At 65.5% G+C, this 16,908-nt stretch carries 16 protein-coding genes; 10 read left to right on the forward strand and 6 right to left on the reverse strand.

All coding sequences use genetic code 11. The features are described 5' to 3' along the window. Nucleotides 1-53: 53 nt before the first annotated feature. Nucleotides 54-842 carry a MetQ/NlpA family ABC transporter substrate-binding protein gene (locus NGK62_RS09910; protein WP_059378311.1) on the reverse strand — a complete coding sequence of 263 codons (789 nt, stop codon included), beginning with the start codon at nucleotides 840-842 and terminating at the stop codon, nucleotides 54-56. A gap of 264 nt (nucleotides 843-1,106) precedes the next feature. Here NGK62_RS09910 and argB point away from each other — a divergent pair, with 264 nt between their 5' ends. The 5 genes from argB to NGK62_RS09935 all read left to right on the forward strand — a co-directional run bounded on the left by argB (nucleotide 1,107) and on the right by NGK62_RS09935 (nucleotide 6,260). Next, entirely contained in the window at nucleotides 1,107-2,009 is a 903-nt protein-coding gene (gene argB / locus NGK62_RS09915; RefSeq protein ID WP_013396740.1) for an acetylglutamate kinase, read from the forward strand. Beyond that, the gene (locus NGK62_RS09920; RefSeq protein WP_059378314.1) at nucleotides 2,009-2,755 is read left to right on the forward strand and encodes a pyrimidine 5'-nucleotidase; all 747 of its coding nucleotides are present in this window, start codon (nucleotides 2,009-2,011) and stop codon (nucleotides 2,753-2,755) included. Before argB ends, NGK62_RS09920 begins: the two co-directional genes overlap by 1 nt. Before the next feature lie 56 nt (nucleotides 2,756-2,811). Next, complete coding sequence (gene slmA / locus NGK62_RS09925) at nucleotides 2,812-3,387, forward strand: nucleoid occlusion factor SlmA (protein WP_059378316.1); 576 nt, start codon at nucleotides 2,812-2,814, stop codon at nucleotides 3,385-3,387. A 314-nt stretch (nucleotides 3,388-3,701) separates the two neighbouring features. Next, a complete protein-coding gene (locus NGK62_RS09930; protein ID WP_059378318.1) occupies nucleotides 3,702-5,195 on the forward strand; it encodes a DASS family sodium-coupled anion symporter in 1,494 nt (497 codons plus the stop codon). 12 nt (nucleotides 5,196-5,207) lie between these two features. Further along, the gene (locus tag NGK62_RS09935; protein ID WP_059378320.1) at nucleotides 5,208-6,260 is read left to right on the forward strand and encodes an Ldh family oxidoreductase; all 1,053 of its coding nucleotides are present in this window, start codon (nucleotides 5,208-5,210) and stop codon (nucleotides 6,258-6,260) included. 613 nt (nucleotides 6,261-6,873) lie between these two features. On the opposite strand, the gene rodA is transcribed toward NGK62_RS09935, so the two are convergent. From rodA to NGK62_RS09960, 5 genes are all read right to left on the reverse strand, one after another. Further along, nucleotides 6,874-8,010: a rod shape-determining protein RodA gene (rodA, locus tag NGK62_RS09940; protein ID WP_118933232.1), complete on the reverse strand. Its 1,137-nt coding sequence runs from the start codon at nucleotides 8,008-8,010 to the stop codon at nucleotides 6,874-6,876. Beyond that, nucleotides 8,010-9,935 carry a penicillin-binding protein 2 gene (gene mrdA, locus NGK62_RS09945; RefSeq protein ID WP_118933233.1) on the reverse strand — a complete coding sequence of 642 codons (1,926 nt, stop codon included), beginning with the start codon at nucleotides 9,933-9,935 and terminating at the stop codon, nucleotides 8,010-8,012. Before mrdA ends, rodA begins: the two co-directional genes overlap by 1 nt. Before the next feature lie 15 nt (nucleotides 9,936-9,950). Beyond that, on the reverse strand, nucleotides 9,951-10,517 hold the full coding sequence (mreD, locus tag NGK62_RS09950) for a rod shape-determining protein MreD (RefSeq protein WP_059380005.1): 567 nt from the start codon (nucleotides 10,515-10,517) through the stop codon (nucleotides 9,951-9,953). Continuing rightward, entirely contained in the window at nucleotides 10,504-11,388 is an 885-nt protein-coding gene (mreC, locus tag NGK62_RS09955; protein ID WP_042796087.1) for a rod shape-determining protein MreC, read from the reverse strand. Before mreC ends, mreD begins: the two co-directional genes overlap by 14 nt. Before the next feature lie 84 nt (nucleotides 11,389-11,472). Continuing rightward, nucleotides 11,473-12,516 carry a rod shape-determining protein gene (locus NGK62_RS09960; protein ID WP_006216320.1) on the reverse strand — a complete coding sequence of 348 codons (1,044 nt, stop codon included), beginning with the start codon at nucleotides 12,514-12,516 and terminating at the stop codon, nucleotides 11,473-11,475. A gap of 227 nt (nucleotides 12,517-12,743) precedes the next feature. Here NGK62_RS09960 and gatC point away from each other — a divergent pair, with 227 nt between their 5' ends. The 5 genes from gatC to NGK62_RS09985 all read left to right on the forward strand — a co-directional run bounded on the left by gatC (nucleotide 12,744) and on the right by NGK62_RS09985 (nucleotide 16,891). Further along, the gene (gatC, locus tag NGK62_RS09965) at nucleotides 12,744-13,052 is read left to right on the forward strand and encodes an Asp-tRNA(Asn)/Glu-tRNA(Gln) amidotransferase subunit GatC (RefSeq protein WP_054456891.1); all 309 of its coding nucleotides are present in this window, start codon (nucleotides 12,744-12,746) and stop codon (nucleotides 13,050-13,052) included. A 3-nt stretch (nucleotides 13,053-13,055) separates the two neighbouring features. Then, entirely contained in the window at nucleotides 13,056-14,591 is a 1,536-nt protein-coding gene (gene gatA / locus NGK62_RS09970; RefSeq protein ID WP_251878226.1) for an Asp-tRNA(Asn)/Glu-tRNA(Gln) amidotransferase subunit GatA, read from the forward strand. 4 nt (nucleotides 14,592-14,595) lie between these two features. After that, complete coding sequence (gatB, locus tag NGK62_RS09975; RefSeq protein ID WP_059380003.1) at nucleotides 14,596-16,053, forward strand: Asp-tRNA(Asn)/Glu-tRNA(Gln) amidotransferase subunit GatB; 1,458 nt, start codon at nucleotides 14,596-14,598, stop codon at nucleotides 16,051-16,053. A gap of 128 nt (nucleotides 16,054-16,181) precedes the next feature. After that, nucleotides 16,182-16,427 carry a type II toxin-antitoxin system Phd/YefM family antitoxin gene (locus NGK62_RS09980; protein WP_251878228.1) on the forward strand — a complete coding sequence of 82 codons (246 nt, stop codon included), beginning with the start codon at nucleotides 16,182-16,184 and terminating at the stop codon, nucleotides 16,425-16,427. Continuing rightward, the gene (locus NGK62_RS09985) at nucleotides 16,424-16,891 is read left to right on the forward strand and encodes a type II toxin-antitoxin system VapC family toxin (RefSeq protein WP_251878229.1); all 468 of its coding nucleotides are present in this window, start codon (nucleotides 16,424-16,426) and stop codon (nucleotides 16,889-16,891) included. Before NGK62_RS09980 ends, NGK62_RS09985 begins: the two co-directional genes overlap by 4 nt. Nucleotides 16,892-16,908 lie beyond the last annotated feature (17 nt).

Genomic DNA, 16,908 nt, shown 5'->3' on the forward strand with positions numbered 1-16,908 from the left:
AGAAAAACCGCCCACGGCGGGCGGTTTCCAGATCAGGCCGCGGCGGGCCGGAATCAGAACGCCGGAACCACGGCGCCCTTGTACTTGTCCTGGATGAACTTCTTCACCTCGGGCGTGTGCAGGGCCTGCACCAGCTTCTTGATGCCCGGCGCGTCCTTGTTGTCCTCGCGGGTCACCAGGATGTTGGCGTAGGGCGAATCCGAGCCTTCGATGAACAAGGCGTCCTTCGTCGGGACCAGGCCGGCTTCCAGCGCGTAGTTGGTGTTGATCAGCGCCAGGTCCACGTCATCCAGCGAGCGCGGCAGCATGGCGGCTTCCAGTTCGCGGAACTTCAGCTTCTTGGGGTTCTCGACCACGTCCGCGGCCGTCGCCAGAATGTTGGACGGATCCTTCAGCTTGATCACGCCCTGCTTCTGCAGCAGCACCAGCGCGCGGCCGCCGTTGGAGGGATCGTTCGGGATCGCGACGGTTGCGCCGTCCTTGAGTTCGGACAGGCTCTTGATCTTCTTGGAATAGCCGCCGAAGGGCTCGACGTGCACCAGGGCCACCGGCACCAGCGTGGCCTTGCGGTCCCTGTTGAAGGAATCCAGATAGGGCTTGTGCTGGAAGAAGTTGGCGTCGAGCTGCTTGTCGGCCAGTTGCAGGTTGGGCTGCACGTAGTCGCTGAACACCTTGATGTCGAGTTCCACGCCTTCCTTGGCCAGCTGCGGCTTCACCACTTCCAGGATCTCGGCATGGGGAACCTGGGTCGCGCCCACCACGATTTTTTCGGCATGGGCGGCGTTCGCCGCCACCAGGAACACCGACGCCGCCAGAGCGGACCGGACAAAGTTCAAACGCATGTGTTGCCTCTTTTATGGGTAAAAATTAGGGGCTGATGCCCTGCCGGTGCGGCCTCGCCCCCTTTTGCGGGGGTCGCCGTTGCGAAAACGCCCCCAATTTACCTGAATGCCGGTTATTTGTCGGGCATATGAACATGGGTTTAAAGCATAAGAAACCTGTGGGTACTACAATCCGTCGTATGCTTGCGCTACCGCGTCCCGAACGCGTTTTTGTGCAGGCATTTTTTCTAACCACTCATACGTATATTTGCCGACTTAGCTGCCATGACCGACACCCCCGACCCTGCTGCCGTTTCGTCTCCTGCTGTCAAAGCCGCTGTGCTGTCTGAAGCACTGCCGTATATCCGACGATTTCACGGCAAGACCATCGTGGTCAAGTACGGCGGCAACGCCATGACGGAAGAGCGTCTGCAGCGCAGCTTCGCGCACGATGTCGTGCTGCTGAAGCTGGTGGGTCTGAATCCGGTGGTGGTGCACGGCGGCGGTCCGCAGATCGACGACGCGCTGCGCCGCATCGGCAAGCAAGGCACCTTCATCCAGGGCATGCGCGTCACCGACGCCGAGACCATGGAAGTGGTCGAATGGGTGCTGGGCGGCCAGGTCCAGCAGGACATCGTCATGATGATCAACGAGGTCGGCGGCAAGGCCGTGGGCTTGACCGGCAAGGACGGCGGACTGATCCAGGCCCAGAAGAAGCTGATGGCCAACAAGGACAATCCGTCCGAACCCATCGACATCGGTTTCGTCGGCGACATCACCATGGTCGAACCGGCCGTGGTCAAGGCGCTGCAGGACGACCAGTTCATCCCCGTCATCTCGCCCATCGGCTATGGCGAGGACGGCACGGCCTACAACATCAACGCCGACGTCGTCGCCGGCAAGATGGCGGAAGTGCTGGGCGCCGAAAAGCTGCTGATGCTGACCAACACCCCGGGCGTGCTGGACAAGGGCGGCAAGCTGTTGCGCAGCCTGTCGGCCCAAACCATCGACGAGCTGTTCGCCGACGGCACGATCTCCGGCGGCATGCTGCCCAAGATCTCGTCCGCGCTGGACGCCGCCAAGAACGGCGTGAACTCCGTGCACATCGTCGACGGCCGCGTGCCGCACTGCCTGCTGCTGGAAATCCTGACCGACCAGGGCGTGGGCACGATGATCAGCTCGCACTGATGCGGGCACAGCGTTACCTGCTGCGGCCGGCGGTGCGCATGCGCCGCTCGCGCCGCGCGGCCGCGGGCGACTCCGAGCGCCTGTGGCTGTTCGACCTGGACAACACGCTCCACGACACCTCGCACGCCATCTTCCCGAAGATCGACCACGGCATGACCATGGCCGTGGTCGAGGCGCTGAACGTCGACATCGACACCGCCAACCGCCTGCGCTCGCAGTACTGGAAACGCTACGGCGCCACCATGATAGGCATGGTCCGGCATCATGGCGTGGACCCCCATGAGTTCCTGCACCGCAGCCACGACTTCGATGTCGGTCCGCTGGTGCGCGCGGAAAAGGCGCTGGCCTACAAGCTGAGCCGGCTGCCGGGCCGCAAGGTGCTGCTGACCAACGCGCCGCTGCACTACGCCCGCGCCGTGCTCGCGCGCCTGGGGATCCTGCGGCAGTTCGACAGCCTCTGGGCCATCGAGCACATGCGCCTGCATGGCGAGTTCCGGCCCAAGCCTTCGCCCGCCTTGTTGCGCCATGTGCTGGCCCGCGAAGGCGTGCAGGCACGCAACGCGGTGCTGGTGGAAGACACCCTGGCCAATCTGCGCGGCGCGCGCCAGGCCGGCCTGCGCACCGTTCACGTGTATCACCCGGGCACGCCGTTCGCCCGCGGCCGCTCGCAGCGGCCGGCCTACGTCGACTTGCGGGTAAACTCCGTCAGTGATTTGCTGTTACGCCGACGCCCCCTGCGGGGATAGCGGCGCGCTCCTCCCCTCCCCTCCACCGTCAAGCCTGCGCGAGAGCAGACCCCTCCATGGCGAGCAAACCCGGCGAGCGCAAGACCCAGATTCTGCAAACCCTGGCCGAGATGCTGGAGCAGCCGCACGCCTCCCGCATCACCACGGCGGCCCTCGCCGCGCGCCTGGAAGTCTCTGAAGCCGCGTTGTACCGGCACTTCGCCAGCAAGGCGCAGATGTTCGAAGGGCTGATCGAATTCATCGAAACCAGCATCTTCACGCTGGTGAACCAGATCGCCATCGCCGAGCCCCATGGCCTGACCCAGGCCCACCAGACCGTTTCCATGCTGCTGACCTTCTCGGAACGCAACAAGGGCATGACGCGCGTGCTGACCGGCGATGCGCTGGTCACGGAAGACAACCGCCTGCAGGAACGCATCAATCACATCAACGACCGCATCGAGGCGTCGTTGAAGCAATCGCTGCGCATCGCCGTCACCGATGGCGGCCTGCCGCCGCAGGCCAATGTCGCGGCGCATGCCAGCCTGCTGACGCATCTGGTGCTGGGCCGGTGGCTGCGTTACGCGCAGAGTGGGTGGCGCATTGCGCCCACGCTGCATCTGGACGAACAGCTGCGCCTGGCGCTGGGCTGAGCGACCCGCGCCGCCTCCCGGCTTCGGCGCCGATTAGCATCGTGGCACGATCTAATTAACTTCCTTTTCGTCTCTATTCCCGCCTATTAGCATTGTTCCATGCAACAATCTCCGCTTGCCGGCGGCGCGGGGCGACGAGCATAATGCCCGTCAAAGGTTTTCCACAAGCCCAAATCTCCACAGGCTTGATCAGTATCAATACGGGTTTTCCGCAATGCCGTCACGATCATGCTGTAGCGTCGACACACCGATTTGACCTATCCCGTTGCTCGCGGGGCGGTGTGTCGGCAGTTTGACCTCAACCGGAGATGGATATGACCGCGCAAGCCGCCGTCCCTGCCTCGCAAGCCCCAAAGAAAACCAAAATTCCAATCGGACTCGTCGCCGGCGTCCTAGTGATGATCGGCGTGCTGATGATGCCTTTGCCCGCCGACCTGCCCGTCGCGGGCCACCGGATGCTCGCCATCCTGGCATTCGCAGTGGTGGTCTGGATTACCGAAGCCGTGTCCTACGAAGCCAGCGCGATCATGATCACGACGCTGATGGCCTTCCTGCTGGGCACGGCTCCGACAATCAAAGACCCGCAAGTCATCTACGGCACCTCGGCCGCGATCAGCATGGCGCTGGCGGGCTTCTCGAACTCGGCGCTGGCGCTGGTCACCGGCGCCTTGTTCATTGCCGCGGCCATGACATTCACCGGGCTGGACCGGCGCATCGCGCTGGTGACCCTGTCCAAGGTAGGCACCAGCACGCGCCGCATCCTGATCGGATGTATCGCGGTGACCATCGTGCTGAGCCTGGTCGTGCCCAGCGCCACCGCGCGCAGCGCGGCCGTGGTGCCCATCATGATGGGCGTCATCGCGGCCTTCGGCGTGGACAAGCGCTCCAACATCGCCGCCGGCATCATGATCATCGTGGCGCAGGCCACCAGCATCTGGAACGTCGGCATCCAGACCGCCGCGGCGCAGAACCTGCTGACCGTGGGCTTCATGGAGAAGATGCTGGGCCAGCGCGTGGCGTGGTCGGACTGGCTGATCGCCGGCGCCCCCTGGTCGCTGATCATGTCGGCCGTGCTGATCATCATCGTGCTCAAGCTGCTGCCGCCGGAAAGCGACAGCATCGCGGGAGGCAAGGAAGCCGTCGAGAAGTCGCTGCTTGAACTGGGCCCCATGACCGGCGCGCAAAAGCGCCTGATGGCCGTGTCGCTCATGCTGCTGCTGTTCTGGTCGACCGAAGGCAAGCTGCACAAGTTCGACACCACTTCGACCACCTACTTCGGCCTGGTCCTGCTGCTGCTGCCGCGCTTTGGCGTGATGACCTGGAAAGACGTGCAATCGCGCATCCCATGGGGCACCGTGATCGTGTTCGGCGTCGGCATCAGCCTGGGCACCGCCCTGCTGACGACCCAGGCCGGCCAATGGCTGGGCAACCAGGTCGTGGCGCACACCGGACTGGACCACCTCGGACCGCTGGCGATCTTCGCGATCCTGGCCGCCTTCCTCATCGTCATCCACCTGGGTTTCGCCAGCGCCACCGCGCTGACCTCGGCCATGCTGCCGATCCTGATCTCGGTGCTGGCCACGCTGCCGGGCGAATTCAGCCGCCTGGGCATGACCATGCTGCTGGGCTTCGTCGTCAGCTACGGCTTCATCCTGCCCATCAACGCACCGCAGAACATGGTGTGCCTGGGTACCGAGACCTTCAACGCCAAGCAGTTCGCCAAGGTCGGCATCATCGTCACCATCGTCGGCTACCTGCTGATGCTGCTGATGGGCATGACCTACTGGCGCTGGCTGGGCTGGCTGTAAGGAGGTCGCATCATGAAGATTTCGATCGCCCAAGCCAATGAATACGGTCGCCGCGTGCTGATGGCGCAGGGCGTGCCCGAGGACATCGCCCGCGACGTGGCCGAGCACCTGGTCGAGTCCGACCGGGTCGGCTACACCAGTCACGGGCTGTCCATCCTGACCAACTACCGGCGCGTGCTGTCCGAGGGCCTGGCCCAGGCCGACGGCCGGCCCGAACTGGTCAACGACCGCGGCGCGATGCTGGCCTATGACGGCCACCACGGGCTGGGCCAATATGTCGGCAAGGTCGTCATCGAGAAGGCCATTGAGCGCACCCAAGAGCACGGCCAGTGCATCCTGACCCTGCGCCACAGCCATCACCTGGGCCGCATGGGCCACTACGGGGAAATGGTGGCGGCCAAGGGTCTGATCCTGTTGGCCTTCACCAACGTGATCAACCGCTCGCCCACCGTGGCGCCTTTCGGCGGCGCGCAGGCCTGCCTGACCACCAACCCGCTGTGTTTCGCCGGCCCGCTGCCCGGCGGCCGTCCGCCGTTCATCGTGGACATGGCCACCAGCTCCATCGCCGTCAACAAGGCGCGCGTGTTGGCCGCCAAGGGCGAGCAGGCGCCCCCGGGCTCGCTGATCGACGCCCAGGGCAATCCGACCACCGATCCCAACGCGCTGTTCACCGACCCGCCCGGCGCCCTGCTGCCGTTCGGCGGCCACAAGGGCTACGCGCTGGGCCTGGTAGCCGAACTGCTGGCCGGCGTGCTGTCCGGCGGCGGCACGATCCAGCCGCAGCATCCGCGCACCGGCGTGGCGACGAACAACATGTTCGCGCTGCTGCTGGATCCGCAGGTGGACTTCAACACGGACTGGCGGTCGATGGAGGTGGGCGCGTTCATCGACTACCTCCACGCCTGCAAGCCGCAACCCGGCGTCGAAGGCGTGCAGTATCCGGGCGAGTACGAAGCTCGCAACCGGGCGCTGAACGAGGACACGCTGACGTTTGATAGCCGGATCTGGGATGGGCTTACCAAGCTGGCCGTCGACCTTGGGGTGCCTGAGGCGTTGCCTGCTTGAGGTTGTGTTTGCTTGCGGGCGTCCTATGAGTTCTTAAGACGCCCGTCACGTCGGCTGGGGCGAGCGGTGTGCTTGGCGTTCTGGCAACGAGTGGGGGTATGGCGAGGGATTTTGCGGGGATTGCCTCGGGCCGGCCGCGCGGGCGGCCTTCCGAGGCTTCCGCGGTGTCTTGCGGTTGAGGATGGCGCTGCGCGTGCATGAGACGGCCGTCAGCATTGACGCTTTGAAGGCGACGGCGCATCACCGAACGTCACCAGGCCGTTGATCATCACCGACCGCTAAGCCGCGGTGCCGGATGGGTGGCGCGCGCGAGAGAATCTTCAAGCGCAAACCGCTGCCTGCCGCGCGCCACCCATCACCGCCCCACCCACTGAACGGTGATGTCATCAGAAAACGACCGCCCGCATTCGCGACAGCGAACACCATCAAAATTTCGGAAATCACGTATGTAATTTTCGGCCGCCCGCGCGGCCGAAAATGACGGGCAGTAAAAGACTCGCCACTAACCACGGCTCTAGCAGCGCACCAGGCCAAAACGGCGGCAGCCCGTCGGCGCGGGCGACCTACGAAGAAGACCTAGCCCGCTCCAAGAATGCCCAGCAAACGGTCAAGATCATGTCTTAGCCGATCGATGCCGACTAATACTCATCATGATCCCAAACGCAATCCCCATGGTGAACAAAGCCGTCCCCCCATAGCTCATGAACGGCAACGGCACCCCCACCACAGGCAGAATCCCCGTCACCATCCCCACGTTCACGAACACATAGATGAACAGCATCATCGTCAGCGCCCCAACCAGCAACCTGCCGAACTGCGACGATGCCCGTGACGCGATCGTCAGCCCTCGCGCCATCATCAGGCCATACAGCACCAGCATGGCGATGCCGCCGTAGAGTCCGAATTCTTCCGCGTACACCGCGAAGATGAAGTCGGTGGTGCGTTCAGGGATGAAGTCCAGGTGCGTCTGCGTGCCCTTCATGTAACCCTTGCCGTACACCCCGCCCGAGCCCACCGCGATCATCGACTGGATCGTATGGAAGCCCTTGCCCAGCGGATCGGAGCTGGGATTGAGCAGCGTGCACACCCGGTGCTTCTGGTAGTCGTGCAGCACCACCCAGTCCACATCGGGCTCGCATAACTGGTCTTCGTAGTAGATCAGCGTGCCTATGCCGATGATGCCCGCCAGCATGACCGGCACCAGCAGCTTGAACGACAGGCCCGCGAAATAGATCACGAAGAAGCCGGCGCCGAACACCAGCAGGGCCGTGCCCAGGTCGGGCTGCAGCACGATCAGGCCAAAGGGCGCGGCCAGCATGGCGGCGGCCGCCAGGAAGTCGCGGATGCGCACCGCGCCTTCGTGACGCTGGAAATACCAGGCCAGCATCATGGGCACGGCGATCTTCATCATCTCGGAGGGCTGGATGCGGGTCACGCCCAGGTTCAGCCAGCGGGTCGCGCCCTTGCTGGTCTCGCCGAAGAACTCCACGCCCAGCAGCAGCACCACACCCACCACGTAGAAAGGCAAGGCCAGCTTCATCAGCCACTTCGGCGGAATCAGGGCCATGGTCCACATGGCGAAAAAAGCGATGATGAAATTGCGCGACTGTTCGGCGAAGCGCCAGTCGGTGCCGCCCACCGCGGAATGCATGACCGTCATGCCCAGCGCGGCGAACATCAGCAGGATCGCCAGCAGCGGCCAATCGAAGGCCGTGAACACACGTAGCAGGATAAGGCCCAGGCGTTTCATTATCGGCGCACCACGTCGGAAGCGATTTCCTCGACCGAGGCCAGGGGGTCGGCGCGGTCGGGCCGCACGATCTTGTCCTGGCGGTCCTTGGCCAGCCAATAGTCGAACACCTTGCGCGCGACCGGGGCGGCGACGCTCGCGCCCCAGCCAGCGTTCTCGACGATCAGCGCCACCGCAATGCGCGGATGCTCAAGCGGCGCGAAGCCCATGAACAAGGCGTGGTCGCGCAGACGTTCGTCAATGGCGCTGGCGCGGTAATGGCCGCCGCGCAGGCTGAACACCTGCGCGGTGCCGGTCTTGCCGGCTGCCTGGTAGGGGGTGTTGGCGAACGCGCGCCGCGCCGTGCCGGCCCGCACCACGTCCGCCATGGCGTTCTTGATCACGTCCACGTTGGCCTGCTTGAGGGGAATGCGATAGTCGGGCGCGGACTCGGTGGGCTTGGCCTCGCCGGTGCGCGGATCGCGCACCGCGTGCACCAGGTGCGGGCGGCGGTACAGGCCGTTGTTGGCCAGCGTGGACGTGCCTTGCGCCAGTTGCAGCAGCGTAAAGGCGTTGTAACCCTGCCCCACCGCCACGGAAATCGTCTCGCCCGCGTACCAACGCTGGCGGTCCTTGTCCTTGTAGGCCGAGCGCTTCCAGTCGGTCGAGGGCAGCACGCCGCGCTTTTCGCCTTCCAGGTCGATGCCGGTGATCTGACCGAAACCGAATTGCTTGGTGAAATCGTGCAGTGCGTTCACGCCGATCTCGGGGCCCAGCGAATAGAAGTAGGTGTCGGACGACACGACGATGGCCTTGTGCATGTCCGTCATGCCATAGGCCGCGCCGCCGGCGTTGCGGAATTTCTGGCCGCCAAACTCGTAGTAACCGGGGTCGGAGATGCGGTCGGTGGCGCGGCGCTTGCCCAGTTCGAGCGCCGCCAGGGCCACGAAAGGCTTGTAGGTCGAACCGATGGGATAGGTGCCGTACAGCGGCCGGTTGATCAGCGGATGATCCGGCGACTCGTTCAGCATGCGCCAGTTGTCCACGTCGATGCCGTCCACGAACAGGTTCGGATCGAACGAAGGCTGAGAGACGAAGGCCAGCACCTCGCCGGTGTCGGGATCGATGGCGACCAGCGCGCCGCGCTGTCCCTCGAAAGCCGCTTCGGCCACCTTCTGCAGGCCCAGGTCGATCGAGAGCATGATGTCGGAGCCCGGCACCGGATCGATGCGGCGCAGCGTGCGCATCGGCCGTCCGCCCGCGGTCACTTCGACCTCTTCCAGGCCGGTGCGGCCGTGCAGCTGCTCTTCCCAGGTTTTCTCGATACCCTTCTTGCCGATGACCTCGGTGCCGCGATAGTTGCCCAACTGGCCGGCGCGCTCCAGCTCTTCGTTGTCGCCTTCGGCGATGCGGCCGATATAGCCGACCACATGGCCCGCCGACGCGCCCTGCGGATACTCGCGCACCCAGCGCGCGCGCAGCTCCACCCCGGGGAACTGGAAGGAATGCGCCGCGAACCAGGCGGCTTCGGTCTCGTTGAGGTTGTTGCGCAGCTGCAGGCTGGCGTAGCGGCTGGACTCGGCGGCGCGGCGCTTGAAGCGGCGCTGGTCGGCCGGACTGATGTACACGACCTCGGTCAGGCGTTCGAACAGCTGGCTCAGATTGCCGGCATGGGCCGGCACGACCTCCAGCGTATAGGTGCGGTAGTTGCGCGCCAGCACCTCGCCGTTGCGGTCCAGGATCTCGCCGCGCCGCGGCGGGATGGGCACGACCGCGATGCGGTTGCGGTCGGCGCGTTCCGACAGGCCTTCGTAGCGGTCGACCTGCAGGTACCAGAACCGGCCGATCAGCACGCCGAAGCAGGCCAGCGCGAATAGCCCGCCCACCCAGGCGCGCAGGCGGAAACGCTGCTTCTGCTGCTGGCCAGTTTTCTTGAATTCGAACATGACGCGGCGCCGCCGTCAGGCGGAGGAGGATTCAGCGTCGTCGACACCGCGCTGCGGCAAGTGCAGAACCCAGCCCGCCAGCGGCCACAAGGCGGTGGTCAGGAGCACGCTGATGCCCCAGTCCCAGCCCGGCCATTTGCCGGCCAGCCATGCATGGATGATCTGGGTCACGAAGCGGGCGATGAAGAACACAGGCAGCATGTGCATGGCCTGGCTCCAGAGGTCGAAGCGCTGCAGCCGGCGGTGCAGCACCACTGCGCCGTAGGCGACCAGCGTGTACGACAGCGCGTGCTCGCCCAGCAGGCCGGCGTCGTGCACGTCCATCAGCAGACCGAAGAAGAAGGCGGTGAACAGGCCGACGCGGCGCGGCTCGTGCACGCACCAGAAGGCGATGATCAGCAGCAGGATGTCGGGCGCGCCCTGCCACAGGCGCCAGGGCAGCAGCGACACCAGCCACGCCACCAGCACCGTGGCCCAGACGAACACGCCGTGCGCCGGGCCGGAAAGCCGGTCGGGCTGCACGTTGCTGGGGGTGCCGAGGCGGCGCGCGGCCTGCCCCGAGGATTGATTAGTCCGATCCACCGGAATCGACCTCCTGACGGTTGGACTCGGCGCGCTCCACATCGACCTGCAGGACCAGGAAGTGGCGGTAGCGTTCGGGATGGGCCAGCGGTTCGCATACGGCGCGCGCGAAGCCGGAAGCGGTATCGCGTTCGACCGAGGTCACCTTGGCCACCGGCAGGCCGGCCGGGAACAGCCCGCCGACGCCGCTGGTGACGATGGTATCGCCTTCCTTGATGTCGGCGTTGGCGGCAAGGTAACGAACTTCCATCTTGCCCGGCGAGTTGCCGCCGAACGCAATCAGGCGCAGGCCGTTGCGCAGCAACTGCACGGGGATGGAGACCTGCTCGTCGGTGACCAGGGCCGCCTCGGCCGTCATGGGTGTGACGCGCACGATCTGCCCGACCACGCCGCCTTCGTCGATGACCGGCATGCCCGGGGCCAGGCCCGCCTTGCTGCCCTTGTTGAACACCAGGCGCTGCGTGAACGCGTTGGTGGGTTCGTACATGACCTCGACCACCACGGCGGATTGTGCCACGGTATCGGTCACGCCCAGCAGCCGGCGCAACTGCGAGTTCTCGGCAGCCAGCTGGGCGCCATGCGTGGTCACCTGGGCCAGCTCGATGCGCTGGCGCTGCAAGGCTTCGTTTTCGCTACGGATGAGATTGGCCGCGTTGACCCATTCGTTCACTTGCTGGACGAGGTCGCGCGGCGCCATGACGGCGCGCTGGAAGGGGTACAGCGCCACGGACATCGCCCGGCGCGCCGGTTCCAGCATGCGCCATTGCGAATCCATGACAATCAGGGCCAACGCAAGGACGACCAGAACGACCAGCCGCACCTCCGCAGGTGGGCCGCGCCTGAATAGGGGAGGAGTCCCTTGTCGTTGCATGAATCTCAGCCCGGACGCCCGCGTCCGTCGCTCCGGCAGCGGCCGGAGCCGTGAAAAAGCGGGGCTCCGGGCTGGCGGGCAAAATTAGTCGTTGATGAAGATGGCGCCCAGTTTCTCAAGGTGTTCCAGCGCCTCGCCGCAACCGCGCACGACGCAGGTCAGCGGATCGTCCGCGACCACGACGGGCAGGCCGGTTTCTTCCTGCAGCAGGCGGTCCAGGTCGCGCAGCAACGCGCCGCCGCCGGTCAGGGCGATGCCCTTGTCGGTGATGTCGGCGCCCAGTTCGGGCGGGGTCTGTTCCAGCGCGATCTTCACGGCCGAAACGATCTGGTTCAGCGGGTCGGTCAGCGACTCGAGGATCTCGTTGGACGAGACCGTGAAGCTGCGCGGCACGCCTTCGGCCAGGTTGCGGCCCTTGACCTCGATCTCGCGGACTTCGGATCCCGGGAACGCCGAGCCGATTTCCTTCTTGATCAGTTCGGCGGTGGGCTCGCCGATCAGCATGCCGTAGTTGCGGCGGATATAGTTGACGATGGCTTCGTCGAACTTGTCGCCGCCGACGCGCACCGAACCCTTGTAGACCATGCCGCCCAGCGAGATGACCGCCACTTCCGTGGTGCCGCCGCCGATGTCGACCACCATGGAGCCGCTGGCGTCGGACACGGCCAGGCCGGCGCCGATGGCCGCGGCCATGGGTTCTTCGATCAGGAAGACGTGGGACGCGCCCGCGCCCAAGGCCGATTCACGGATGGCGCGGCGTTCGACCTGGGTGGAGCCGCAGGGTACGCAAACAATGATGCGCGGGCTGGGCGCCAGCATGTTGCGGGGGTGCACCATGCGGATGAACTGCTTGAGCATCTGCTCGGTGACCGTGAAGTCGGCGATCACGCCGTCCTTCATGGGCCGGATGGCCTCTATATTGCCGGGAACGCGGCCAAGCATCTGCTTGGCTTCATGGCCGACGGCTTGAATGATCTTCTTGCCGTGGGGACCGCCTTCATGACGGATTGCGACCACGGACGGTTCATCGAGCACGATGCCCTTGCCGCGGACGTAGATCAGCGTGTTGGCGGTACCGAGGTCGATCGCCATATCGCTGGAAAAATAACTGCGCAGGAATCCGAACATGGGAGCTCAGCTAAATTCTGGGGGGAATGAGGTACATGCCGCGGGGCGTAGGGCCCGTAAAACAACGGGTCCGCCTGTCATCACGGCGATTAAACCGTGAATCATAACTTATAATTTCCCCGGAAATAGCGCATAAATGCAGGCTATTCAAGCTTTGTAACGGGTTCGGCATATGCATACTGCCCTGTCCCGCCCCTCGGCCTTCGCTTATCGATTTGCAATCCCCCATGGCGCTCAATGACACAGATGTGGCCCGCATTGCCCGGCTGGCCAGAATCGAACTGACCCCCGACCAGCGCACCGTCGCGCAGGCCGAACTCAACGGCATCCTCCACCTGATCGAACGGCTCCAGTCCGTCGATACCCAGGGGGTCGAACCCCTGGCCCACCCGCTGTCCGCCCATGAAGATATCGTGCTGCGCCTGCGTGAAGATGTCGTGACCGAACCCAGCTCGGAGGCCCGCCGCGAGGAGCTGCTGGCCAACGCCCCCGACGCCCAGGAAGGCCTGTTCCTGGTTCCCAAGGTCCTGGATTAAGTCATGACGAAACCCGCTCTGCACACCCAATTCAAGGGGATCGCCGCCCTGCGCGCGGCCCTTGCGCAACGCCAGATCAGCGCCGTCGAGCTCGCCCAAAGCGGCCTGGCGGCCGCCGAAGCGGCCAGCGGCCTGAATTGCTTTTTACATATTGACGCCGAATTGACGCTGGCCCAGGCCCGCGCCGCCGACGCCGCGCTGGCGTCCGGTTCGGCCGGCCCCCTGGCCGGCATCCCGATCGCCCACAAGGACGCCTTCGTCACCCGCGGCTGGCGCACCACCGCCGGCAGCAAGATGCTCGACGGCTATGTCAGCCCGTTCGACGCTACCGTGGTCGAACGCCTGGGCGAGGCCGGCGCCGTGTCGCTGGGCAAGCTGAACTGCGACGAATTCGCCATGGGTTCCGGCAACGAGAACTCCGCCTACGGCGCCGTGAAGAACCCCTGGGACCATGCCGCCGTGCCCGGCGGCTCCTCGGGCGGCTCAGCCGCTGCCGTGGCTGCCCGCCTGGTGGCCGCCGCCACCGGCACCGACACCGGCGGCTCGGTGCGCCAGCCCGCCGCCCTGTGCGGCGTCAGCGGCATCAAGCCCACCTACGGCACCGTGTCCCGCTACGGCATGGTGGCCTTCGGCTCCAGCCTGGACCAGGCCGGCCCGCTGGCCGAAAGCGCCCGCGACCTGCTCGAATTGCTGGACGTCATCAGCGGCTTCGACCCGCGCGACGCCACCAGCCTGGAAAAATGCGACGCCGCCGCCAACGCGCCCGGCCGCGTCCGGCGTGACTTCGAGGCGGCCCAGGGTCGTTTCGACGCCGCCGGCAGCCAGCCCCTGAAGGGCCTGCGCATCGGCGTGCCCGCCGAGTACTTCGGCGCCGGCCTGGCCCCCGACGTGGCCGCCGCGGTCGAAGCCGCGCTGGTCCAGTTCGAGGCGCTGGGCGCCGTGCGCGTGCCGGTGTCGCTGCCGCGCACCGAACTCGCCATTCCCGCCTACTACGTCATCGCCCCCGCCGAAGCGTCCAGCAACCTGGCGCGCTACGACGGCGTGCGCTACGGCCATCGCGCCGCCCAGTACGGCGACCTGAACGAAATGATCAGCCGCTCGCGCGCCGAAGGCTTCGGCGACGAGGTCAAGCGCCGCATCCTGATCGGCACCTACGTGCTGTCCCACGGCTACTACGACGCCTACTACCTGCAGGCGCAGCGCCTGCGCCGCATGATCGCGCAAGACTTCCAGCGCGCCTATGCGGACCAGTGCGACGTGATCATGGGCCCGGTGACGCCCACGGTGGCCAAGAACATCGGCGACAACCGCGACGATCCCACGGCCGACTGGCTGGCCGACGTCTACACGCTGGGCGTGAGCCTGGCCGGCCTGCCTGCGATGTCGATCCCTTGCGGCTTCGGCGGCGCTGGCAACCAACGCCCCGTCGGTCTCCAGATCATCGGCAACTACTTCGACGAAGGCCGCCTGCTGGCCGTCGCCGACCGCTACCAACAAGTGACGGACTGGCACACGCGTGCCCCGGTCCAGCAAGGCTGAGAACATGAACTGGGAAATCGTCATCGGCCTGGAAACGCACACCCAGCTTTCCACCGACTCCAAGATTTTTTCGGGTAGCAGCACCGAATTCGGCGCCGCGCCCAACACCCACGCCAACGTGGTCGACCTGGCGCTGCCGGGCAGCCTGCCGGTCATGAACCGCGGCGCCGCCGAACGCGCCATCCGCTTCGGCCTGGCCGTGGGCGCCACCATCGCGCCGCGTTCGGTGTTCGCGCGCAAGAACTACTTCTACCCCGACCTGCCCAAGGGCTACCAGATCAGCCAATACGAGCTGCCGGTGGTCGTGGGCGGTTCGCTGTCGTTCTTCGTGGGCGAGGAAGAAAAAACCGTCAACCTGACGCGCGCTCACCTGGAAGAAGACGCGGGCAAGTCCCTGCACGACGACTTCAGCCTGGCCAACGGCGCCCCCGGCAGCGGCATCGACCTGAACCGCGCCGGCACGCCGCTCCTGGAAATCGTGACGGAACCCGAAATGCGCTCGGCCGCCGAGGCCGTGGCCTACGCCCGCGCCCTGCACAGCCTGGTCGTGTGGCTGGGCATCTGCGACGGCAACATGCAGGAAGGCTCGTTCCGCTGCGACGCCAACGTGTCGGTCCGCCCTGTGGGCCAGAAGGAATTCGGCACCCGCACCGAGATCAAGAACGTCAACTCGTTCCGCTTCCTGGAGCGCGCCATCGTCTATGAGGCGCGGCGCCAGATCGAGCTGATCGAGGACGGCGGCACGGTGGTCCAGGAAACCCGCCTGTACGACGCCGACCGCGACGAAACGCGCAGCATGCGCAGCAAGGAAGACGCGCACGACTACCGCTACTTCCCCGACCCCGACCTGCCCACGCTGGTGATCTCCAGCGCCTGGGTCGACGAGGTCCGCGCCGCCATGCCCGAACTGCCGGCCGCCCAGCGCGCCCGCTTCGAATCCGAATACGGCCTGCCCGCCTACGATGCCGCCCAGCTGACCGTCAGCCGCGACCTCGCCGCCTACTTCCAGGCGGTGGCGAACGCGCTGCCGGCCGGCCAGGCCAAGCTGGCCGCCAACTGGGTCATGGGTGAAGTCTCCGCCGCCCTGAACAAGGACGAGAAGAGCATCGCCGAGTCCCCGGTTCAGGCGCCGGCGCTGGCCGCCCTGATCGGCCGCATCATCGACGGCACCATCTCCAACAAGATCGCCCGCGAAGTCTTCGGCGCCATGTGGGCCGGCGAGAACGGCGGTCAGCCGGACGCCATCATCGAGGCGCGCGGTCTCAAGCAGATCAGCGACACCGGCGCCATCGGCGCCATGATCGACGAGGTACTGGCCGCCAACCCGGCCATCGTGGAAGAGTACCGGGCCGGCAAGCAGAAGGCGTTCAATTCGCTGGTGGGCCAGATCATGAAGGCCGCCCGCGGCAAGGCGAATCCGCAGCAGGTGAATGATCTGTTGAAGCAGAAGCTGGATAGCTGATCCTGGGCAGGGTGCGGCGCAATGGCCGCCCCCGAGCAGTATCAGACAAAACGAAGGGCCGCGGCGTATTGCCGCGGCCCTTCGTTTATCCAAGAATGATCTGGTCGATCTTGACCGGAGACTTGGACATGAACTACCTCGAAATCAGCAGCAGCGACCTGCTGCATCGGTTTTCGGACTACCTGCAAGCGGTCCGCGAAGGCCAGCATTTCATCATTTCACTGGACGGCGTGTTCTGCGCCAGGCTGACCCCCGCCCTGCCCACGACCTCGCTGGACGCGCATGATGCGCTCGAAGCGATGAAAGGCTTTACGCCCGCGCCGGCCGTCCCGCACGAAGTCATCCGCTCCTGGATCGAGGAAGGCCGGGAATGAATCCGACCCGCTTGATTCCCGACGCATCACTCGCGCTGGCCTGGCTGATCAGCCGCACCGATGCCCTCGAATCACGGCTTGCGCAGCATCTGCTGGAAGTCGCCCACGGATCCAAAAACACGGTACCGCCCATTTGGCGAGTCGAGGTCGCAAACGGCATATTGCGCGCTGAACGCAGTCAACGCGTGTCGGAGCACCAGTTGTTCTCATTCAACCGGCTGCTCGAACGCCTGCCGATATTTCCGGATCCGGCCGCCTCGTCTTCCAGCGTAACCCGCAGTTATCTGCTGGCGCGGACGCACGGTTTGACCGTCTATGACGCCAGTTATCTCGAATTGGCCCAAAGAACCAACGCATATCTGGCCACCTTTGACCGCAAGCTGGCGGATGCCGCCCGAGCGAGCGGCGTTGCCGTCTTTGGCCAACCCCACGGCGTCGCCGAACCTGCGGCGAGCTACGGATGAAAGGGCGGCACCTGACC

The sequence above is a fragment of the Achromobacter sp. Marseille-Q4954 genome, assembly GCF_943737025.1.
GTDB lineage: Bacteria > Pseudomonadota > Gammaproteobacteria > Burkholderiales > Burkholderiaceae_B > Achromobacter > Achromobacter bronchisepticus_A.